This window comes from Streptomyces sp. NPDC094147 (genome assembly GCF_044764265.1).
Taxonomy (GTDB): domain Bacteria; phylum Actinomycetota; class Actinomycetes; order Streptomycetales; family Streptomycetaceae; genus Streptomyces.
The window spans coordinates 246,544-268,220 of sequence record NZ_JBIWHT010000007.1; the positions used below are offsets into that span (position 1 = coordinate 246,544).

Sequence of the window (21,677 nt, forward strand, 5' to 3'; positions counted from 1 at the left end):
CGTGGCCGGTCGGCCGGGGACGATGAGGTGGGGTAACCATGAACGCGCCGTACGACGGTGACCGTGGGCAGGGCGCTGGCAGCGGTGCCGCGCCCTCCGGGGGCATGCCCCCGGCACCCGCACAGCCCGGGCCGGTCCCGCCGCCGCAGTCCGCGCCCGACCCTTACGTCCAGGACGCGTACGCCTACGACCCGTACCGGTCGCAGGACCTCTCCGCCCAGGATCCGGTGACCGAGGCGCTCTACGACCGCGCGGCCCATCCGCCGCCGCCTCCCGGCACCTATGCCGAGCAGCCGCCGCTCTACCAGCAGCCCGCCGCCCAGCAGTACGCGCCCGACCCACGGATCTGGGCGCAGACCCCGCCGCCCGAGCCCGAGGGCCCCTCGCGCCACCTGCCCTACGGGGACCACGCCGGGACCACGCAGTTCGTGGGCGTCGACGACCTGGTCACCCAGGCCGGCGAGGAGCTTCCCGAGCAGGACGCGTTCGCGCACCTCTACCGGGACCAGCAGCAGGCGGGCCCGCCCCCGGCTCCGGCCGCGCCGGAACCGGCTCCCGCTCCGCCCCGGAAGTCGGGCGGCCGCGCCTCCAGCCTGATGAAGTCCAGCGCCGTGATGGCGGCGGGCACCCTGGTGTCCCGGCTCACCGGCTTCGTACGCAGCCTGGTGATCACGGCAGCACTGGGCGCCGCACTGCTCGGCGACACCTTCACCATCGCGCTCACCCTGCCGACGATGATCTACATCCTCACCGTCGGCGGGGGGCTGAACTCGGTGTTCGTGCCCCAGCTGGTCCGCTCCATGAAGGACGACGAGGACGGCGGCGAGGCCTACGCCAACCGTCTCCTGACGCTCGTCATGGTCGCGCTCGGCACCATCGTCACCCTCGCGGTCCTCGGGGCGCCGCTGCTGATCCAGCTGATGTCGCCCACCATCGCCAACGACACGGCCGCCAACAGCGTCGCCGTCACGTTCGCCCGCTACTGCCTGCCCACGATCTTCTTCATGGGTGTGCACGTGGTGATGGGCCAGATCCTCAACGCCCGCGGCAAGTTCGGCGCGATGATGTGGACCCCGGTCCTCAACAACATCGTGATGATCTGCACGTTCGGCCTGTTCATCTGGGTCTACGGCACCTCCGCCCAGTCCCACATGGGCGTCCAGACGATCCCGCACGACGGTGTCCGGCTGCTCGGCATCGGCACCCTGCTGGGCCTGGTGGTGCAGGCCCTGGCGATGCTTCCCTACCTGCGGGAGACCGGCTTCCGGTTCCGGCCGCGCTTCGACTGGAAGGGCCACGGGCTCGGCAAGACGGTCAAGCTCGCCAAGTGGACCGTCATGTTCGTCCTGGCCAACCAGGCCGGAGTCATCGTCGTCACCCGGCTCGCCACGGCGGCGGGCAAGGAATCGGGGCGTTCCGGCGCCGGCTTCCTCGCCTACTCCAATGCCCAGCTGATCTGGGGCATGCCGCAGGCCATCATCACCGTTTCCGTCATGGCCGCCCTGCTGCCGCGCATCTCGCGCGCCGCGCACGACAACGACCCGGGCGCGGTCCGCGACGACATCTCGCAGGGCCTGCGCAATTCCGCGGTCGCGATCGTGCCGGTCGCCTTCGCGTTCCTGGCGCTCGGCGTCCCCATGTGCACCCTGCTGTACGCCTCCAGCGGCGTCCAGGCCGCCCAGTCCATGGGCTTCATCCTGATGGCGTTCGCGCTCGGCCTGATTCCGTACTCCGTGCAGTACGTCGTCCTGCGCGGCTTCTACGCGTACGAGGACACCCGCACGCCCTTCTACAACACGGTCATCGTGGCGGCGGTCAACGCGGCCGTCTCGGCCGTCTGCTACGTGGTGCTGCCCGCCCGGTGGGCGGTCGTCGGCATGGCCGCCGCCTACGGTCTGGCCTACGCCGTGGGTGTCGGAGTGGCCTGGCGGCGGCTGCGCAACCGGCTGGGCGGCGACCTGGACGGTGCGCACGTCCTGCGTACGTACGCCCGCCTCTGCCTGGCCGCCGTGCCGGCCGCGGTGGCCGGTGGCGCGGTCGGCTTCGGTCTGCTGAAGTTCCTGGGCGAGGGTGCGGGAGGGTCCGTCGTGGCGCTGGTCGTCGGCGGTGCGGTCCTGCTCGGTGTCTTCTTCGTGGCGGCCAAGCGGATGCGCATCCAGGAGCTCAACGCCATGGTCGGAATGGTGCGCGGCCGCCTCGGCCGGTGAGGGCGGAGCCCGCGCACAACCATCGTCGGCCGCCGCGTGTCGTGCATAGTGCCGGACTGTGGGCACAATTGGCATGACTTTGCATGGCTGGCCGACAGCACGCAACGGATGGGGAGGCAGGAGCGACGGTGGCGGAACGTAGCACGGCTGCCGTCGACGTGGCCGACAACAGCGGCGACAACCCGCTGACCGCCAAGGCGGACAAGGCGACGACCGACGGGGTGACGGAGTCCATCGACACTGCAGACACTGCGGAGCAGAGCACGAACGGCACCGGCGGCGAGCGCAAGGCCACGGAGCCGTCCATCGCGACGCCCGAGCTGCACAGTGGTCACAAGCTCGCCAGACGCTACCGACTTGAGGAGTGCGTCACCCGTCTGGACGGTTTCAGCAGCTGGCGTGCGGTCGACGAGAAACTCCGCCGGGCCGTCGGCGTCCACCTGCTGCCCGCCGACCATCCGCGGGCGCGCTCCGTACTGGCTGCCGCCCGGTCCTCCGCGCTGCTCGGCGACCCGCGCTTCGTGCAGGTCCTGGACGCCGTCGAGGAGAACGACCTCGTCTACGTCGTCCACGAGTGGCTGCCGGACGCCACCGAGCTCACCGCCCTGCTCGCCCTCGGCCCCCTGGAGGCGCACGACGCCTACCAGATGGTCACCCAGATCTCGCAGGCCATGTCCGCCGCCCACCGCGAGGGCCTCGCCCACCTCCGGCTCACCCCGAGCGCGGTGCTGCGGACCTCCACCGGGCAGTACCGCATCCGGGGCCTCGCCGTCGCCGCCGCGCTGCGCGGCATCAGCTCCGACACCCCGCAGCGCACCGACACCGAAGCCATCGGCGCCCTGCTGTACGCCGTGCTCACCCAGCGCTGGCCCTACGAGAGCGACGCCTACGGTCTGCACGGGCTACCCAAGGGCGTCGGCCTGATCGCCCCCGACCAGGTACGGGCGGGTGTCCACCGGGGCCTCTCCGAGCTCGCCATGCGGGCCCTGGTCAACGACGGGGCCACCGCGTCCCGCCAGGAGCCGCCCTGCACCACCCCGGACGAGCTGGTCAAGGCCGTCGGGGAGATGCCGCGCATCCGCCCGCCGGAGCCCGCGTTCACCGCGCCCCCCGAGTACCAGCGCACCACCTACCAGCAGGGCACCTACGGCCGCCCGGCCGCCGGGCCCGGCCCCGCCCCCCAGCCCGTGCCGGTTCCGCCGCCACCGCTCCAGGGCCGCACCGGCAAGGCGCTCAAGTGGGCCGTTTCGGCCCTGTTGATCGCTGCCCTGGGTCTCGGTAGCTGGCAGCTCGCGGACACCCTGCTCCACCGTGACAAGGGCGGGTCCAATGAGACGGGCAACACCCAGACGACGGACCACGGCGACGGCGACAAGCCGAAGGCTCCCGTCCCGCTCAAGATCCAGAACGCTAAGGAGTACGCGCCGGACGGAATTGCGCAGGACGCCAAGGACGTGGACAAAACCTACGATGGCGACTCTTCGACGTTCTGGCGCTCCAAGAGCTTCGACGACGGACCGAAACTCGCTCCCTTCAAGCAGGGCGTCGGAATCGTCTACGACCTCGGAGCGGAGAAGGACGTCTCGACCGCGTCGATAGGGCTCCGCTTCGGTGGAGACCACACCACGATCGCGCTCTACGCAACGGACTCCATGTCGTCGAGCAATCAGGTTGCCGACATGAAGCAGATCGCGACGACGACGACCAGCGGCACCACGGCCGACCTCAAGGCGAAAGCCCCGGTGAAAACGCGCTACGTGGTGCTGTGGATCACCGATGCCCCTTACGCGCCTAGTGACGGCTACAGCAATCCGGGCTACAAACAAGGCATCACGGATGTGAAGTTCGCCGGCTGACCGAATGGCAGGGGAGGGGGTTCACCGTTGGACGAGGCCACACTGGGCGACCTGAGCGACCAGGACCTGCTGGCGCGCCATGTCGACGGCGACCCTCACGCCTTCGGTGAACTCGTGCGGCGTCACCGCGACCGGCTCTGGGCGGTGGCGCTGCGCACCCTGGGCGACCGCGAGGAGGCCGCTGACGCCGTCCAGGACGCCCTCGTCTCCGCCTACCGGGCCGCCCACACCTTCCGCGGTCAGTCGGCCGTCACCACCTGGCTGCACCGCATCACGGTGAACGCCTGTCTCGACCGGGCCCGTAAGGCGGCTTCCCGCAAAACGTCCCCGGTCGACGATCCCGAGCGCCTTGAGCAGCTCATCGAGCCGCACGAGTCGGCCGAGGCCCCGGCCGAGCGCCAGGACCTGCACCGTCAGCTCATCGAGGCGCTGGGGACCCTCCCTCCGGACCAGCGCGCCGCACTCGTACTCGTCGACATGCAGGGCTATCCGGTGGCGGAGGCGGCCCGCATGCTCGATGTTCCCACCGGCACCGTGAAAAGTCGCTGTGCCCGGGGGCGCGCACGGCTGGTACCGCTGCTCACTCATCTGCGCGGCGATGCGGGGGGTAGCAGCGAGTCCGGTGGGGGAAGGAACCGGACGCCGGGGACATCCGTCCCACCGGCGTCGGGCACAAACAACGCAGGACCGAGCGATTCGGCTGCCGTGAAGGGCGGAGGTGGGCGCGCGTGACATCCACGACCGGAACGACACAACACCCGGACGTCTCGGAGATCTCCGAACTCACCGAGGGCATCCTGCCGCCGGCCCGTACCGCGGATGTACGCCGACACCTCCAGGACTGCGCTCTCTGCGCCGATGTACGGGCCTCGCTCGAAGAGATCCGTGATCTGCTCGGCACGCTGCCCGGGCCCCAGCGGATGCCCGCCGATGTGGCGGGGCGCATCGATGCGGCGCTCGCCGCGGAGGCGCTGCTCAACGCCACGGCCCCGGAGGACACCGCGCGTGAAACGGCGCATGTTTCACGTGAAACACCCGCCCTGGCGGGCGAGTCCACGGCCGGTCCCGCCCCGGCCACTGCAAGGCCCGACGCCCCGGTGGCCGACCGCCCTGCCGGGCGCGGCCGCGCCGCCACCGGTCCCGGCCGGTCCGCCAGGACGCGTCGCCGCCGTACGGCCGTGCTCGGCGCGGTGCTCGGCGCCGCGGCCATCGGAGCGGGGATCTTCTTCGTGCAGAGCAACCAGGCGCCCTCCCCTTCCCTCCGGGCCGACAGCAACGCGTCCGGTACGCCCCGGCCCGGCGACAACGTCTTCGCCTCGGACACGCTCGAAGGGCGGGTCCAGTCGCTGCTTGCGGCCCAGCACGGCGGCCAGACCGCCCAGAGCGCCCCCTCGGCCAAGATCGCGCCGTCAACGGAGAAGGCGCCCAGCGACGAGAACTCGGCGGCCGGCATCCGATCCGCCGTGAGCGTGCCGTCCTGTGTCCAGGCAGGCACCGGGCGTCCCTCCCAGGCCCCTTTGGCGGCTGAGCAGGGCACGTACGAGGGAATCAAGGCGTATCTCGTCGTGCTGCCCGACCAGGCGAATCCCGCCAACGTGGAGGCGTACGTCGTTGCCGCGACCTGCGTGACTGCCACGCCCCCGGCTCAGGGGAAGCTGTTGCTGACGCACTCCTATCCCCGCCCCTGAGACAGGGCGCAAGCCGAGTCTCCGTGCTGCCCGTCCGGCTCGGGAATGCATCCCCCGTAGGATCCGTTGGGTGGGGTGAGAGTCCTGGACCGGGGCCCCGACAGGCAGTAGGCAGTCCGCAGAGACGAGGAAGTAACCCGTGAGCGACGTCCGTAACGTGATCATCATTGGCTCGGGGCCGGCCGGATACACGGCCGCGCTGTACACCGCACGTGCGTCGCTGAAGCCGCTGGTGTTCGAGGGCGCCGTCACCGCCGGCGGTGCGCTGATGAACACCACGGAGGTGGAGAACTTCCCGGGCTTCCAGGACGGCATCATGGGCCCCGAACTCATGGATAACATGCGCGGCCAGGCCGAGCGCTTCGGCGCCGAGCTGGTTCCGGACGATGTCGTCGCCGTCGACCTGAGCGGTGACATCAAGACCGTCACGGACACCGCGGGCACCGTCCACCGGGCCAAGGCCGTCATCGTCACCACCGGCTCGCAGCACCGCAAGCTGGGCCTGGCCAACGAGGACAAGCTGTCCGGCCGCGGCGTCTCGTGGTGCGCCACCTGCGACGGCTTCTTCTTCAAGGACCAGGACATCGCCGTGGTCGGCGGCGGCGACACCGCGATGGAGGAGGCGACCTTCCTCTCGCGCTTCGCCAAGTCCGTCACGATCGTCCACCGCCGCGACAGCCTGCGCGCCTCCAAGGCGATGCAGGAGCGTGCCTTCGCCGACGAGAAGATCAAGTTCGCCTGGGACAGCGAGGTCGCCGAGATCCACGGCGACCAGAAGCTCTCCGGTCTGACCCTGCGCAACACCAAGACCGGCGAGACCTCCCCGCTGCCGGTGACCGGTCTCTTCATCGCCGTGGGCCACGACCCGCGCACCGAGCTCTTCAAGGGCCAGCTCGACCTGGACGACGAGGGCTACCTGAAGGTCGACGCCCCGTCGACCCGCACCAACCTGACGGGTGTCTTCGGCGCCGGCGACGTCGTCGACCACACCTACCGGCAGGCCATCACGGCCGCCGGGACCGGCTGCTCCGCCGCCCTGGACGCAGAGCGCTTCCTCGCCGCCCTCGCGGACGGCGAGAAGGCCGCAGCCACCGTCTGAGCCTTCCTCTCAGCTTCTCCCTTCCCCCTCCCACACCCCCTTAGGAGACTGCCGTGGCCGGCACCCTGAAGAACGTCACCGACGCCGACTTCGATGAGGTCGTCCTCAAGAGCAACAAGCCCGTCCTCGTGGACTTCTGGGCCGAGTGGTGCGGCCCGTGCCGCCAGATCGCCCCGTCGCTGGAGGCCATCGCCGCCGAGCACGGCGAGGAGATCGAGATCGTCAAGCTCAACATCGACGAGAACCCGACGACCGCCGCCAAGTACGGCGTGATGTCGATTCCGACCCTCAACGTCTACCAGGGCGGCGAGGTCGCCAAGACGATCGTCGGCGCCAAGCCGAAGGCCGCGCTTCTGCGTGACCTCGACGGCTTCATCGGCGAGAAGTAAGTCTCAACTCGCTCGTTGTTTCACGTGAAACGGGCCCGCCTCCTTGAGGGGGCGGGCCCGTTTTCCATGGAGTCGACTCCTACAGCGGCCTCAGCGCCGGCTCCTTCTGAACCGCGCCCAGCAGTCGGTCCAGGGCCAGTTCGACGTCTTCCTTCCAGGACAGCGTCGTGCGCAGTTCGAGCCGCATGCGCGGATACCTCGGATGCGGCCGTACGGTCTTGAACCCCACCGCCAGCAGATGGTCGGCCGGAAGCACACAGGCGGGCTCCCGCCAACGGGCATCACCGAACGCCTCGATGGCCTTGACGCCTCGGCGCAGCAGATCCTTCGCGACCGTCTGCACCATCACTCTCCCCAGTCCCTGCCCCTGATAGCCCGGCATGATCCACCCGGTCATCAGCAGTGCGGCGTCGGCGGACACCGGGCTGGTGGGGAACGCCGTGGCCCGGGGCACATAGGCCGGGGGCGCGTAGAGCACGTAACCGACCGGGATGTCATCGACATAGACGACCCGTCCACAGGAGCCCCATTCCAGGAGCACGGCGGAGATCCAGGCCTCTTTCTCCAGTTCGGGCCGACCCGCCTTTACCGCGGCCTCTCCGCTGACCGGGTCGAGTTCCCAGAAGACACAGGAGCGGCAGCGCTTGGGGAGGTCCGGAAGGTTGTCCAGCGTGAGCGGTACGAGCCGACGCCCCATGAAGGCTGTTCCTCACTTCCCTCGCCTGCTGCACTCCGCGCGGCTGTCAGCGCGCCCCGCTCCCGGAGCAGGCTCCCGACGAATCCGCCGACGGCCCCGAGGCCAAGACCCGCTGTCACCAGTTGAGTGCGGCTCACCGTTCGCATGGCCCCCGCGCCCCCTAGAAGATGGATCAAGGTGGATGTGCCATACCAGTACGCATCGTATCCACCCGGTCATGGCAGGGGTAGCGTCCGCATGCAAAGGGCGGGCCGTGTTCCGGTATGACCGGGAACACGGCCCGCCCTCAAGCGGCGCCGCAGGACTCAGCTGTCGCCGTCCTCCGAGGTTTCCTCGGCGAGCCCCTTCTCCAGGACCCGTCCCTCGCCCGGGGCGAGGGTGCCGAGAATCCTCTCCAGATCGTCTATCGAGGCGAACTCTACGACGATCTTTCCCTTCTTCTGGCCCAGGTCGACCTTCACCCGCGTCTCGAAGCGGTCCGAGAGCCGGTGGGCCAGATCGGAGAGGGCGGGCGACAGACGCGTCCCTGCCCTCGGCCCCTTGGCCTTGGGAGCGGCCTGAGGCTCCGAGGACATCAGGCTGACGATCTCTTCGACCGCCCGCACCGAGAGGCCCTCAGCCACGATGCGGTGAGCCAGCCGGTCCTGCTCCGCGGTGTCGTCCACCGAGAGCAGCGCCCGTGCGTGGCCCGCCGAGATGACACCGGCGGCGACCCTACGCTGCACGGGCGGCGAAAGACGCAGCAGCCGCAGCGTGTTGGAGACCTGCGGCCGCGAGCGGCCGATACGGTCCGCCAGCTGGTCGTGGGTGCACTTGAAGTCCCGCAGCAACTGGTCGTAGGCAGCGGCCTCTTCCAGCGGATTCAGCTGGGCCCGGTGAAGGTTCTCCAAAAGGGCGTCGAGAAGGAGCTTCTCGTCGTCGGTGTCCCGGACGATGGCGGGGATCCGCTCAAGTCCGGCCTCACGGCAGGACCTCCAGCGCCGCTCGCCCATGATGAGCTCGTAGCGCTCGGGGCCGGTCTGCCGGACGACGACGGGCTGGAGAAGCCCGACTTCTTTGATGGAGGTGACCAGTTCGGCGAGAGCATCCTCGTCGAAAACCTCACGCGGCTGGCGCGGGTTCGGCGTGATCGAGTCGATCGGCAGCTCGGCGAAGAACGCCCCGGCCGGCGACACCAGTTCCGGTGCGGCCTCCGGCTCGGGCAGCGATGTTTCACGTGAAACAGAAGCCGCCGGCAGCGTCGCGACCTTCGCGGCCGCCACCCCCCGCTCCGCGGTCAGCAGCGGCACCGCGGACGGGGACGTGGAAGCCGTCCCCACCGAGGAGCCCGGCTTCTCCTGCGAGGCGGTAGGGATCAGCGCACCGAGCCCACGCCCCAATCCTCTACGTCGCTCACTCACTGGATCCCCTCCGACATGCTGTGCTGGTTGTTCTGGCTGACCACATGCGCGTGCGTGGGGTCGTACTGCACACCGACACCGCGCAGGGCGATCTCGCGGGCAGCTTCTAGGTACGAGAGCGAGCCGCTGGAGCCCGGGTCATAGGTGAGCACCGTCTGTCCGTAGCTCGGCGCCTCGGAGATGCGGACCGAGCGCGGAATGCTGGTCCGCAGCACCTCCTTGCCGAAGTGACTGCGCACCTCGTCGGCCACCTGGGAGGCGAGCCTGGTCCGGCCGTCGTACATGGTGAGCAGAATCGTCGACACATGCAGCGCCGGGTTCAGATGCCCTCGCACCAGATCGACGTTCCTCAGCAGCTGGCCAAGCCCCTCCAGCGCGTAGTACTCACACTGGATCGGAATCAGGACCTCGGCCCCCGCGACGAGCGCGTTGACCGTCAACAGGCCCAGCGAGGGCGGGCAGTCGATGAGGATGTAGTCCAGCGGCTGCTCGTACGCCTGGATGGCGCGCTGCAGCCGGCTCTCCCGGGCCACCAGGGACACGAGCTCGATCTCCGCACCGGCGAGATCGATCGTGGCGGGCGCGCAGAAGAGTCCCTCGACGTCCGGGACGGGCTGCACGACTTCGGCGAGCGGCCTGCTCTCGACCAGCACGTCATAGATCGAAGGGACTTCGGCATGGTGGTCGATACCCAGTGCCGTCGAGGCATTGCCCTGCGGATCGAGGTCGACCACCAGTACCCGCGCACCGTGCAGGGCGAGGGAAGCGGCGAGGTTGACCGTGGTGGTGGTCTTCCCTACGCCGCCCTTCTGGTTGGCAACGACCATGATTCGGGTCTGCTCCGGCCGGGGCAGACCCTCGCCGGCCCGGCCGAGAGCTTCCACCGCCAGCTGGGCAGCACGACCGATGGGGGTGTCGTCCATCGGGGGCGGCGTTTCACGTGAAACATCCTCCCCCGCCGATTCGGTACGGGGACCGGGGACCGGATCGGTCATCGGTCCCGCGATGTTGGCGTCGGACCGCAAGGATTCACTCTCCTCGACTTCAGGCTCGCAATAAGCAGAGCCTCCCATGTCTTCGGGGTCGTGAACCAGCGAGGCCCGGTCTTCTGTGGATGAATCCACCTCTGTGGACAACTCCGTAGCCCTCGCAGGGGACTCAGGGCCCCCCGCGAACGGCCTGCGGTCGCGCGGCGAGGAAGCCGCACGGCCGCGGCTGATGATTCCATGCAGCAGTGAGCGACGTTTCACGTGAAACACGATGCATCCGCGCTCACCGGAGTCCGTTACGACACTCCGAAATGCGTACGTATGCCGCCTTCTATGGAGCATTCAACCCCCTGAACCCGCCCACAGGGCACGGGCTCCAGGGGGCAATGGCTCAGCGGCGGCGCCGGGTTCGGCTCGTCCTGGCGGCCTTGGCGCGCTTCGCGGCGAACCGCACACCGCCCGGGCTCTCGCCGACCTCGACCCGTACGACCGTGGACAGCGGGTCGACGATGCCCTCGCCGACCTGAAGCACCGTGGTCTCCACCACACCGAGCTTGCTCAGGGCGGCGCGCGCACCCACGATCTCCTCCTCGGCCGTGTCGCCCTTGAGCGCCAGCATCTCGCCGTAGGGGCGCAGCAGCGGAACGCCCCAGCCGGCCAGCCGGTCGAGCGGCGCCACCGCGCGGGCCGTCACCACATGCACCGGCGGAACCTTGCCCAGCATCTCCTCGGCACGGCCGCGCACCACGGTCACATGGTCGAGACCGAGAAGCTCCACGACCTCCTGGAGGAAATTGGTGCGCCGCAGCAGCGGTTCGAGCAGGGTGATCTTCAGGTCCGGACGCACCAGGGCCAGCGGGATACCGGGCAGGCCCGCACCCGAGCCGACGTCGCAGACCGTGACGCCCTCCGGAACGACCTCGGAGAGCACCGCGCAGTTGAGCAGATGCCGCTCCCACAGACGCGGCACCTCACGCGGCCCGATGAGACCGCGCTTGACCCCCGCATCCGCGAGCAGCTCCGCATACCGCACGGCTTCCGGGAAGAACTCGCCGAAAACCGCCCGCGCCACTTCCGGCGCCGGGGGAAGCTCCGCTGCTGCCTCTGCCTCCGTCACGGGGACCGTCCCTTCCCTACCTACGCGTGACCGCACTGTGGCGGCTGACTATCAGGCTGACAAAGATCGGCCCCGCCTGCGAACAGACGGGGCCGAGAAAACCGGGACCTCTCAGGCGGGCAGCACGACGACGAAGCGCTGGGGCTCCTCGCCCTCCGACTCGCTGCGCAGACCCGCGGCCGCGACCGCGTCGTGCACGACCTTGCGCTCGAACGGCGTCATCGGGTCCAGCTTCACCGGCGCACCGGTGCTCTTCACCTCGTCCGCCGCCTTGGCACCCAGTTCGGCGAGTTCCGTGCGCTTCTTGGCCCGGTAACCCGCGATGTCCAGCATCAGGCGGCTGCGGTCCCCGGTCTCGCGGTGCACGGCGAGCCGCGTCAGCTCCTGGAGCGCCTCCAGCACCTCGCCGTCGCGGCCCACGAGCTTCTGCAGTTCACGGCTGCTGCTGTCGCTGATGATGGAGACCGCGGCACGGTCCGCCTCGACGTCCATGTCGATGTCGCCGTCGAGGTCGGCGATGTCGAGCAGGCCCTCGAGGTAATCGGCGGCGATCTCCCCTTCCTGCTCCAGGCGGGAAAGGGGGTCGACGCCCTCGGCGGCCGGGGAGGTGGTGCCTTCCGTCACGGGATGGACTCCTTCTTACTTCTTGGACGGGTGCTTGGGCCGCTGCTGACCCTTGCGCTGACCCGACTTGGCTCGTGCCTGGCCGGCGGTGGGCTTGCCCTGCTTCGGCTTGGCTTCCGGCTGGGGCTTCGCGTCCTGCGGTTCGGCCTTCTTCTCCTCGGACACCTCGTCCGCGGAGTCCGAGGCGGCCCCGGAGTCCTTCGCCAACGAGGTCTTCGCGGTCGCCTCGTCCTGCTGAACCGCGGCGGCCTGACGCTGGGCTTTGGTCTGGCGCTTCGGCTGCTGACGCTTCGGCGCCGCCCCGCCCTCGGCCTCGGCGGCCGCGGCGTCGCTCTTCAGCACGCTGCCGTCGGCCTGGGCGGCGAAGCCCTGCTTGGACAGGCTGGTGACGAATTTGCGCTCGTTGTCGTTGCGATCCGGGCCCTTGGCCACGATCGCCTGGACGACCGTGCGCCGCCGCTTGCCGCGCACCTCACCGTGCAGGGAGACGCTCTTGACCAGTCGCTCCAGGTAGTGCGCCTGGGCCTTGGAACCCGGCGTCGGGTTCTGGTTGATGACGTACATCTGCTGGCCCATGGTCCACACGTTGGTGGTCAGCCAGTAGACGAGGACACCGACGGGGAAGTTGATGCCCATCACGGCGAACATGACCGGGAAGACGTACATCAGCATCTTCTGCTGCTGCATGAACGGCGTCTTGACCGTCAGGTCCACGTTCTTCGTCATCAGCTGGCGCTGGGTGAAGAACTGCGAGGCCGACATCAGCACGATCATGATCGCGGTGACGACCCGGACGTCGGTCATCGTGGCGCCGAGCGCCTCGACCTTCGACGCGCCGTCGGTGAACTTCGCGGCCAGCGGGGCACCGAGAATGTGGGCCTTCTGGGCGCTTTGCAGCAGCGGCTGGTTGATGACGCCGATGGTCTTGCCGTTGGCGATGCCGGCGAGCACGTGGTAGAGCGCGAAGAAGAACGGCGACTGCGCGAGGATCGGAAGGCACGAGGAGAGCGGGTTGGTACCCGTCTCCTTGTACAGCTTCATCATCTCTTCGGACTGTCGCTGCTTGTCGCTCTTGTAGCGCTCCTGGATCGCCTTCATCTTCGGCTGGAGCGCCTGCATGTTCCGGGTCGACTTGATCTGCTTCACGAAGAGCGGGATCAGGCAGATACGGATCAGCACCACGAGGGACACGATCGACAGGCCCCAGGCCCAGCCCGTGTCCGGCCCGAAGATCGCGCCGTACAACTTGTGGAACTGGACGATGACCCAGGAAACAGGCCAGGTGATAAAGCTGAACAGACTGGCAATCGTGTCCACTAATCAGGCTCCTTGAGCATTGGGCGGAGTCTCTGCGGCCGGGCTGGTCTCAGCGGCGGAGATCCCGCCCTTCCTGCCGCGCCAGGCAGCGCGCAACGCCTCGTGCCATCGAGGTCGTTTGCGCTCCGGTACGTAGTCCACGCCGCCCGGCGACCACGGGTTGCACCGCAGAATGCGCCAGGCGGTCAGGGCAGTGCCTTTGACGGCGCCGTGCCGGTCGATCGCCGTATATCCATAGTGGGAACACGACGGGTAGTACCTGCAGACGGGCCCGAGGAGTGGGCTGATCGTCCACTGGTACAGCTTGATCAGGGCCAGCAGCGGGTACTTCATCGCGCGCCCCCTCCCAGCAGCCGCGAAAGAGCGGCGTCCAGGTCTCGGGCCAGCTGTGCATGGTCGGCATCACCCGCACCGGGCAATGCCCGTACGACCACCAGGCTACCGGCGGGCAGCTGGGGAAGCCGTTCACGCATCAGATGGCGAAGCCTGCGCTTCACCAGGTTGCGGACGACCGCTACGCCCACGGCCTTGCTGACGACGAAACCCGCACGCGTCGGGGGAGCGCTCTCCCCAGGCGCGTGCGGGTCCGTTGCACCGCTGCGTAGATGGACGACGAGGAGCGGGCGTCCGGCCCGGCGTCCTCGGCGTACCGCGGTCGCGAAGTCCTCGCGCCGCCTCAGCCGATTCTCGGTAGGCAGCACGTCATGACCTGTTCGCGATTACGCGGACAGGCTGGCGCGACCCTTGCCACGGCGGTTCGCGAGAATCGCGCGGCCGGCGCGGGTACGCATCCGCAGGCGGAAGCCGTGGGTCTTGGCGCGGCGACGGTTGTTCGGCTGGAAGGTGCGCTTGCTCACTCGGGGGCTCCAGAAATGATTCGTTGGCGGCGGGACATCGCCTGGCTGTCACCGTGCGCCCACGAGTAGCTCGCGTATACGCCCGTGTGCACCGCTTCACGATCACAAGATCGTGATCTTTGCCCATCGGAGGCAGGCGGCAGCAGCCATCGACAACTCGACCTGGTTACGGTACGCGCGGCTACGCCATCCGGTCAAACCGGCGTCTTGACGGGGCCCACTGTGCACAGGCTGTGGACAACAACTTGAACCACGTCAGTGGCCCCGACTACCGTGGCTGAACTCCGAAATCTTTTCCCCATCTGTCCTTGCCTGTCTGTCTGTGCCATCCCATACCGTCCCGAGAACCACACATTCGTGGGACCTGCGAGAGAGCGTGCCCTGTGGCTGACGTACCTGCCGATCTTGCCGCAGTGTGGCCACGAGTGCTGGAGCATCTCCTCGGGGAGGGGCAGCAGGGCATCGAGCCCAAGGACAAGCAGTGGATCGAGCGCTGCCAGCCGCTCGCACTGGTGGCCGACACCGCCCTGCTCGCCGTCCCCAACGAATGGGGCAAGCGCGTTCTGGAGGGCCGGCTCGCCCCGCTGATCAGCGAGACCCTGAGCCGCGAGTGCGGCCGCACCATCCGGATCGCGATCACCGTCGACGACTCCGTGGGCGAGCCCGCGCCGCCGGCTCCGCAGCAGCAGCCCCAGCAGCAGCGCTACCAGGACGACCCGTACGGCCGGCCCGCCGACGACGGGCTGCCCACGGTGCGCCCCGCCTACCCCGGCGAGTACCAGCAGCGCCCCGAGCCCGGCGCCTGGCCGCGCGCCCAGGAAGACCTCTGGCAGCAGCCCCGCCTCGGCGGCTTCCAGGACCGCGAGCCCTCAGGCGAGCAGTGGCGCGAGCCCTACGGCAGCCCCCGCCCGCAGCAGCCGCAGCACGACTACCGGTCGCCGCAGCCGCCCGAGCGCCAGGAGCGGGGCCAGTACGAACAGGAGCGCGGCCCGTACGAGCCGGACCGCCCGCAGTACGAGCAGCCCAAGCCGCAGCCGTACGAGCAGCAGCGGCACGAACGCCATGAGCGGCCCGAGCGCCGGGAGCTGCCGGACGCGCAGGCCCCGCAGCGCGGCGGCTCCGGCCATCTGGCACCGTCCCCGTCCGGCGGGGCGCCCGCGCAGGGCGGTCCGGGCGAGCCGCACGCGCGGCTGAACCCGAAGTACCTCTTCGACACCTTCGTCATCGGCTCGTCGAACCGGTTCGCGCACGCCGCGGCCGTCGCGGTCGCCGAGGCTCCGGCCAAGGCGTACAACCCCCTGTTCATCTATGGGGAGTCGGGCCTCGGCAAGACCCACCTGCTGCACGCGATCGGGCACTACGCGCGCAGTCTGTATCCCGGCACGCGGGTGCGGTACGTGAGCTCCGAGGAGTTCACCAACGAGTTCATCAACTCGATCCGCGACGGCAAGGGCGACACCTTCCGCAAGCGCTACCGCGACGTGGACATCCTCCTGGTCGACGACATCCAGTTCCTGGCGAGCAAGGAGTCGACGCAGGAGGAGTTCTTCCACACCTTCAACACGCTCCACAACGCCAACAAGCAGATCGTGCTGTCCTCGGACCGGCCGCCCAAGCAGCTGATGACCCTGGAGGACCGGCTGCGGAACCGTTTCGAGTGGGGCCTCACCACGGATGTGCAGCCGCCCGAGCTGGAGACCCGTATCGCGATCCTCCGTAAGAAGGCGGTGCAGGAGCAGCTCAACGCCCCGCCGGAGGTGCTGGAGTTCATCGCGTCCCGGATCTCGCGGAACATCCGTGAGCTGGAGGGCGCGCTGATCCGGGTCACGGCGTTCGCCTCGCTCAACCGGCAGCCGGTGGACCTGGGGCTGACCGAGATCGTGCTGAAGGACCTGATCCCCGGCGGCGAGGACTCGGCGCCCGAGATCACCGCGAGCGCCATCATGGCGGCGACCGCCGACTACTTCGGTCTGACGGTGGAGGACCTCTGCGGATCCTCGCGCAGCCGGGTCCTGGTGACGGCCCGCCAGATCGCCATGTACCTGTGCCGCGAGCTCACCGATCTCTCGCTGCCCAAGATCGGGGCCCAGTTCGGCGGCCGCGACCATACGACGGTGATGCACGCGGACCGCAAGATCCGCGCGCTGATGGCGGAGCGCCGCTCCATCTACAACCAGGTCACCGAGCTCACCAACCGCATCAAGAACGGCTGACAGCGCCTCAGCGGACACCTCGAAGGGCGCCCAGGGATCGATTCTCCGGGCGCCCTTCGGCGTTCCCGGCCCCCGGGGCGGGCCCCTTCCGGGCCGCCGAGAGGCCCTCAGGAGGCTCCGGAATACGTGCGTACGGGGCCGAGGGAAGCGTGTGTACGAGGCCGGCGGAGCCCTTGGTGTTCGAATACCGGCTGGTCAGGGGCGGTTCTCCACAGATCTGGGGACTTTCTTCCGTCCACACCCTGGGGACCGCGAAGTTGTCCAGATTGCTTCCACAGGCGCGGCGGCTGATACTCCATCACCCCAGGTCAACAGCCTGTGGATTTGTGGGCATCGTCGCTCCACAGCTTGTGGATGAAATCTCTGTCCACAGGCTGTGGGTGAAGTTGTCCACCGGCGACCCACAGGTCTTGATCCGTTGTCCCCAGCTTCACCCACGTTCTCCACACCCGTGTCCACTGTTCGGCAAGGAAACACCCGGGATCACTGGACCGAGTGAAAGCCGTCACACCAAGGAGGCGGGTTGGCCTGTGGGGAACGTGGGTAAAGCTGGGGACAGCCCTGGGGAGAAGTGGCCCCCTCCTGTGCATTGGTTGTGCAGAACTTTCGGGCGTCCACAGAAACCATGAGTTGTCCACCGGCTCCACCCACAGGGGCGGTGGACAAAAAACTGGGCGTGACCTGCGCAAACGGGGTTATCCACGGTTTCCACAGGCCCTACTACTACTCCCACTTAGAGTTAGCTCGGAATCCGCTTCGAAGTGGGGCCTGTGCACAACTCGCCGCCGGAGCTCCCGACACCGCTCGACGCGACTTGACCCCGACGCGCACCGAGTGTCAGCGGCGTACGTCAGACTGGTCCCCGGCGATACAGCCGACGACGAAAGCCAGCAGGGCGAGCCAGCAACAGCAGGAGGCGGTTCCGGTGAAGATCCGGGTGGAGCGCGATGTACTCGCGGAGGCGGTGGCCTGGGTGGCCCGCAGCCTCCCGGCCCGTCCGCCCGCGCCCGTACTCGCGGGCCTTCTTCTGAAGGCGGAGGACGGCGCGCTCAGCTTCTCCAGCTTCGACTACGAGGTCTCGGCGCGGGTCTCGGTCGACGCCGAGGTGGACGAGGACGGCACGGTGCTCGTCTCCGGCCGCCTCCTCGCCGACATCTGCCGCGCCCTCCCCAACCGCCCGGTGGAGATTTCCACCGACGGTGTACGGGCGACCGTGGTCTGCGGCTCCTCGCGCTTCACCCTCCACACCCTTCCTGTGGAGGAGTACCCGGCGCTGCCGCAGATGCCGACCGCCACCGGCACCGTTCCCGGTGAGGTCTTCGCCTCCGCCGCCGCCCAGGTCGCCATCGCGGCCGGCCGCGACGACACGCTGCCCGTGCTGACCGGTGTCCGCATCGAGATCGAGGGCGACACGGTCACCCTGGCCTCCACCGACCGCTACCGCTTCGCGGTCCGCGAGTTCCTGTGGAAGCCGGAGAACCCGGACGCCTCCGCGGTCGCCCTGGTGCCCGCCAAGACGCTCCTGGACACCGCCAAGGCGCTCACGAGCGGCGACACGGTCACCCTGGCGCTCTCCGGCTCCGGCGCCGGAGAGGGCCTGATCGGCTTCGAGGGCGCGGGCCGCCGCACGACCACCCGCCTCCTTGAGGGCGACCTGCCGAAGTACCGGACTCTCTTCCCCACCGAGTTCAACTCGGTCGCGGTGATCGAGACCGCCCCCTTCGTCGAGGCCGTCAAGCGCGTGTCCCTGGTCGCCGAGCGCAACACCCCGGTGCGGCTCAGCTTCGAGCAGGGCGTGCTCATCCTGGAGGCCGGTTCCAGCGACGACGCACAGGCTGTGGAAAGGGTCGACGCCAACCTGGAGGGCGACGACATCTCGATCGCCTTCAACCCGACCTTCCTGCTCGACGGCCTGAGCGCGATCGACTCCCCGGTCGCCCAGCTCGCCTTCACCACCTCGACCAAGCCGGCGCTGCTCAGCGGCAAGCCCGCGCTGGACGCCGAGGCGGACGACGCGTACAAGTACCTGATCATGCCGGTGCGGCTGTCCGGCTGAGTGGCTTCGCGGACGTACGCCCCGGGCTCCGGGGCGTACGTTTGAGCGGCTGACCCCGCAGGTGTGTGCCAAGGCCCCGGCGTAGGCTCGGACGCGGGTACGAAAGCCACAACGTCAAAGGATCATGTGATGGAGCTCGGTCTCGTCGGCCTCGGCAAAATGGGCGGCAACATGCGCGAGCGCATCCGCCGCGCCGGCCACACCGTCATCGGTTACGACCGCAACCCGGACGTCGCGGATGTCCACAGCCTCAAGGAGCTTGTGGACAGCCTCAACGGTCCGCGAGTGGTGTGGGTGATGGTCCCGGCGGGCGCCGCGACGCAGTCCACCATCGACGAGCTCGCCGATCTCCTGTCGCCCGGCGACATCGTCGTGGACGGCGGCAACTCGCGCTGGACCGACGACGAGAAGCACGCGGCGGAGCTCGCCGCCAAGGGCATCGGCTTCGTCGACTGCGGTGTCTCCGGCGGCGTCTGGGGCCTGGAGAACGGCTACGCGCTGATGTACGGCGGCGACGCCGAGAACATCGCGAAGGTCCAGCCGGTCTTCGACGCGCTGAAGCCCGAGGGCGATTTCGGCTCGGTCCACGCGGGCAAGGTCGGCGCCGGCCACTTCTCCAAGATGGTCCACAACGGCATCGAGTACGCCATGATGCAGGCCTACGCCGAGGGCTGGGAGCTGCTGGAGAAGGTCGACTCGGTCACCGACGTCCGCGAGGTGTTCCGCAGCTGGCAGGAGGGCACGGTCATCCGTTCCTGGCTGCTCGACCTGGCGGTCAACGCGCTGGACGACGACGAGCACCTCGACAAGCTCAAGGGCTTCGCGCAGGACTCCGGCGAGGGCCGCTGGACCGTCGAGGCCGCCATCGACAACGCCGTGCCGCTGCCCGCGATCACCGCCTCGCTGTTCGCGCGCTTCGCGTCCCGGCAGGACGACTCCCCGCAGATGAAGATGATCGCCGCGCTGCGCAACCAGTTCGGCGGCCACGCGGTCGAGTCCAAGTAGCAGTAAAGAGCAGTAGGTCAGCCGGGGGAGGTCGGCGACACCATGCACGTCACGCATCTCTCGCTGGCCGACTTCCGCTCGTACGCCCGGGTCGAGGTTCCGCTCGACCCGGGCGTCACCGCTTTCGTGGGGGCCAACGGGCAGGGCAAGACCAATCTGGTCGAAGCCGTCGGCTATCTCGCCTCGCTCGGCAGCCACCGGGTCTCCTCCGACGCGCCGCTGGTACGCATGGGCGCCGACCGGGCCGTCATCCGCGCGGCCGTCACCCAGGGCGAGCGCTCCCAGCTGATCGAGCTCGAACTCAACCCCGGCCGCGCCAACCGGGCCCGTATCAACAGGTCCTCGCAGGTCAGACCCCGCGATGTGCTGGGGATCGTACGGACTGTGCTGTTCGCCCCGGAGGATCTGGCGCTGGTCAAGGGCGATCCCGGCGAGCGGCGGCGGTTCCTCGACGAGCTGATCACCGCGCGCTCGCCCAGGATGGCCGCGGTGCGCTCCGACTACGACCGGGTCCTCAAACAGCGCAACACCCTCCTGAAGTCCGCCGCGATGGCCCGCCGGCACGGCGGCCGTGGCATGGACCTGTCCACACTCGACGTGTGGGACCAGCACCTCGCCCAGGCCGGTGCCGAGCTCCTCGCCCAGCGCCTCGACCTGATCGCCGCGCTGCAGCCGCTGACGGACAAGGCGTACGAGCAACTCGCCCCGGGCGGTGGGCCGGTGGCGTTGGAGTACAAGCCGTCGGCGCCGGGCTCCGGGCACACCCGCGACGAGCTGTACGGCCAGCTCATCGCGGCTTTCGCGGACGTCCGCAAGCAGGAGATCGAGCGGGGCGTGACGCTGGCCGGGCCGCACCGCGACGATCTTTCGCTGCGCCTCGGCGAGCTTCCGGCGAAGGGGTACGCGAGCCACGGCGAGTCCTGGTCGTACGCCCTTGCACTGCGGCTCGCCTCGTACGACCTGCTGCGGGCCGAGGGCAACGAGCCGGTGCTCGTCCTGGACGACGTGTTCGCCGAGCTGGACGCCAAGCGGCGCGAACGGCTCGCGGAGCTGGTCGCTCCGGGCGAGCAGGTCCTGGTGACGGCCGCGGTGGACGACGACGTTCCGGGGATCCTCGCGGGTGTGCGCTACGAGGTCGCGGCGGGCGAGGTGACGCGGGTATGAGCGAGGCGCCCGAATCAGCCGAGCCGCCGAAGGTGCCCGAGTCCTCCGGGGTCGATCTGGCGCGGGTCGCGCTGCGCGCGGCCAAGGAGCAGGCCAAGGCGCGGGGCGCGGCCGCGCAGCAGAAGAAGCAGGCCCGGCGGGGCGGCGGACTGCGCTCCGGCGCGCGGGCGGACGGGCGCGACCCGCTGCCGCTGGGGGCCGCGATCAACCGGCTGATCAGCGAGCGCGGCTGGGAGACGCCGGCCGCGGTGGGCGGTGTGATGGGCCGCTGGCCGCAGATCGTCGGCGACGACCTCGCCAACCACTGCGTGCCGCAGTCGTACGACGAGACCGAGGCCGTCCTCACCGTGCAGTGCGACTCGACGGCCTGGGCGACCCAGCTGCGGCTGCTCGCCCCTCAGCTGGTGGCGCGGCTCAACGCGGACCTGGGGCAGGGCACGGTCCGGCTGATCAAGGTGTTCGGCCCGAGCGGACCGCCGCAGCGCTACGGGAAGCTGCGCGCGCCGGGGAGCACCGGGCCGGGCGACACCTACGGGTGATGCCTGCCGGCATGCCCCGGGCGAGCCGGTGCCCGGATTCCTTCGCGACGACCTCTATAGGGACGTGACGACCTCCGTATAGAGGAGGCGTCCGCGACGGAGGAGACGTCCGGGCCCGCCGAGGGGTGTCCCACGCGTCTCCGCCGCACCCCTGGTGACCTGCGAAAACGGGGCATGTGAGGGGCCTGAAACCGCGTGAGGGGCATGGGGCGTCCCTCACCGTAGTCGGAGGTTGACAGGTCGAAGCGCTGAAAGCCCGTGTGAGGCTCTTGGGGCCCCTCCCCGAATATGGGGAGTCGGTAGGCGCCCGCTCAGGGCGGCACATGCGGACTCAGGTACCGGCAAACCCCCATTCATGTCGGCGCTACCGGTAGACTGGTCAATAATCCCGCCGTCCTCGCGGGACGCACCGAAAGAAGCGGACGGACGCCTGCCCCCACGGGCGGTGCCCGACGCTGAC

The 21,677-nt window shown here is 69.3% G+C and carries 20 protein-coding genes; 11 read left to right on the forward strand and 9 right to left on the reverse strand.

The window, feature by feature from the left end:
- Positions 1-38: 38 nt before the first annotated feature.
- From murJ to trxA, 6 genes are all read left to right on the forward strand, one after another.
- The gene (gene murJ, locus ACIQ8J_RS14540) at positions 39-2,207 is read left to right on the forward strand and encodes a murein biosynthesis integral membrane protein MurJ (RefSeq protein ID WP_403269401.1); all 2,169 of its coding nucleotides are present in this window, start codon (positions 39-41) and stop codon (positions 2,205-2,207) included.
- Between the two features lie 128 nt (positions 2,208-2,335).
- Positions 2,336-4,063: a protein kinase family protein gene (locus ACIQ8J_RS14545; protein ID WP_403269404.1), complete on the forward strand. Its 1,728-nt coding sequence runs from the start codon at positions 2,336-2,338 to the stop codon at positions 4,061-4,063.
- Between the two features lie 27 nt (positions 4,064-4,090).
- Positions 4,091-4,795 (forward strand): RNA polymerase sigma factor SigM, encoded by a 705-nt coding sequence (gene sigM, locus ACIQ8J_RS14550; RefSeq protein WP_403269406.1) that lies wholly within the window; start codon positions 4,091-4,093, stop codon positions 4,793-4,795.
- Positions 4,792-5,751, forward strand: a complete 960-nt coding sequence (locus ACIQ8J_RS14555) for a hypothetical protein (protein ID WP_403269409.1) — start codon at positions 4,792-4,794, stop codon at positions 5,749-5,751. The genes sigM and ACIQ8J_RS14555 overlap by 4 nt, the downstream gene beginning before the upstream one ends.
- A 139-nt stretch (positions 5,752-5,890) precedes the next feature.
- Positions 5,891-6,850: a thioredoxin-disulfide reductase gene (gene trxB, locus ACIQ8J_RS14560; protein WP_403269412.1), complete on the forward strand. Its 960-nt coding sequence runs from the start codon at positions 5,891-5,893 to the stop codon at positions 6,848-6,850.
- Between the two features lie 53 nt (positions 6,851-6,903).
- Positions 6,904-7,239: a thioredoxin gene (trxA, locus tag ACIQ8J_RS14565; RefSeq protein WP_403269415.1), complete on the forward strand. Its 336-nt coding sequence runs from the start codon at positions 6,904-6,906 to the stop codon at positions 7,237-7,239.
- Between the two features lie 79 nt (positions 7,240-7,318).
- On the opposite strand, the gene ACIQ8J_RS14570 is transcribed toward trxA, so the two are convergent.
- The 9 genes from ACIQ8J_RS14570 to rpmH all read right to left on the reverse strand — a co-directional run bounded on the left by ACIQ8J_RS14570 (position 7,319) and on the right by rpmH (position 14,240).
- Complete coding sequence (locus ACIQ8J_RS14570) at positions 7,319-7,936, reverse strand: GNAT family N-acetyltransferase (RefSeq protein WP_403269417.1); 618 nt, start codon at positions 7,934-7,936, stop codon at positions 7,319-7,321.
- A 305-nt stretch (positions 7,937-8,241) separates the two neighbouring features.
- A complete protein-coding gene (locus ACIQ8J_RS14575; protein ID WP_403269420.1) occupies positions 8,242-9,336 on the reverse strand; it encodes a ParB/RepB/Spo0J family partition protein in 1,095 nt (364 codons plus the stop codon).
- On the reverse strand, positions 9,333-10,409 hold the full coding sequence (locus ACIQ8J_RS14580; protein WP_399048829.1) for a ParA family protein: 1,077 nt from the start codon (positions 10,407-10,409) through the stop codon (positions 9,333-9,335). Before ACIQ8J_RS14580 ends, ACIQ8J_RS14575 begins: the two co-directional genes overlap by 4 nt.
- A gap of 307 nt (positions 10,410-10,716) precedes the next feature.
- The gene (gene rsmG / locus ACIQ8J_RS14585; protein WP_403269423.1) at positions 10,717-11,442 is read right to left on the reverse strand and encodes a 16S rRNA (guanine(527)-N(7))-methyltransferase RsmG; all 726 of its coding nucleotides are present in this window, start codon (positions 11,440-11,442) and stop codon (positions 10,717-10,719) included.
- A 111-nt stretch (positions 11,443-11,553) separates the two neighbouring features.
- Positions 11,554-12,066, reverse strand: coding sequence for a protein jag (locus ACIQ8J_RS14590; protein ID WP_403269426.1), 513 nt, complete (start codon positions 12,064-12,066; stop codon positions 11,554-11,556).
- Positions 12,067-12,081: 15 nt separating this feature from the next.
- Positions 12,082-13,383 (reverse strand): membrane protein insertase YidC, encoded by a 1,302-nt coding sequence (yidC, locus tag ACIQ8J_RS14595; protein ID WP_403269429.1) that lies wholly within the window; start codon positions 13,381-13,383, stop codon positions 12,082-12,084.
- Between the two features lie 3 nt (positions 13,384-13,386).
- Positions 13,387-13,716 carry a membrane protein insertion efficiency factor YidD gene (yidD, locus tag ACIQ8J_RS14600; RefSeq protein ID WP_403269432.1) on the reverse strand — a complete coding sequence of 110 codons (330 nt, stop codon included), beginning with the start codon at positions 13,714-13,716 and terminating at the stop codon, positions 13,387-13,389.
- Complete coding sequence (rnpA, locus tag ACIQ8J_RS14605) at positions 13,713-14,084, reverse strand: ribonuclease P protein component (RefSeq protein ID WP_403269434.1); 372 nt, start codon at positions 14,082-14,084, stop codon at positions 13,713-13,715. The genes yidD and rnpA overlap by 4 nt, the downstream gene beginning before the upstream one ends.
- An 18-nt stretch (positions 14,085-14,102) precedes the next feature.
- Entirely contained in the window at positions 14,103-14,240 is a 138-nt protein-coding gene (gene rpmH / locus ACIQ8J_RS14610; RefSeq protein ID WP_006381191.1) for a 50S ribosomal protein L34, read from the reverse strand.
- A gap of 383 nt (positions 14,241-14,623) precedes the next feature.
- Here rpmH and dnaA point away from each other — a divergent pair, with 383 nt between their 5' ends.
- The 5 genes from dnaA to ACIQ8J_RS14635 all read left to right on the forward strand — a co-directional run bounded on the left by dnaA (position 14,624) and on the right by ACIQ8J_RS14635 (position 21,217).
- Complete coding sequence (gene dnaA, locus ACIQ8J_RS14615) at positions 14,624-16,453, forward strand: chromosomal replication initiator protein DnaA (RefSeq protein ID WP_403269437.1); 1,830 nt, start codon at positions 14,624-14,626, stop codon at positions 16,451-16,453.
- Positions 16,454-17,378: 925 nt separating this feature from the next.
- Positions 17,379-18,509, forward strand: coding sequence for a DNA polymerase III subunit beta (gene dnaN / locus ACIQ8J_RS14620; protein WP_382583186.1), 1,131 nt, complete (start codon positions 17,379-17,381; stop codon positions 18,507-18,509).
- A gap of 129 nt (positions 18,510-18,638) precedes the next feature.
- On the forward strand, positions 18,639-19,514 hold the full coding sequence (gnd, locus tag ACIQ8J_RS14625) for a phosphogluconate dehydrogenase (NAD(+)-dependent, decarboxylating) (RefSeq protein ID WP_403269441.1): 876 nt from the start codon (positions 18,639-18,641) through the stop codon (positions 19,512-19,514).
- Between the two features lie 42 nt (positions 19,515-19,556).
- The gene (gene recF / locus ACIQ8J_RS14630) at positions 19,557-20,678 is read left to right on the forward strand and encodes a DNA replication/repair protein RecF (RefSeq protein ID WP_403269445.1); all 1,122 of its coding nucleotides are present in this window, start codon (positions 19,557-19,559) and stop codon (positions 20,676-20,678) included.
- Positions 20,675-21,217: a DUF721 domain-containing protein gene (locus ACIQ8J_RS14635; protein ID WP_403269447.1), complete on the forward strand. Its 543-nt coding sequence runs from the start codon at positions 20,675-20,677 to the stop codon at positions 21,215-21,217. The genes recF and ACIQ8J_RS14635 overlap by 4 nt, the downstream gene beginning before the upstream one ends.
- The last annotated feature ends 460 nt before the right edge of the window (positions 21,218-21,677 follow it).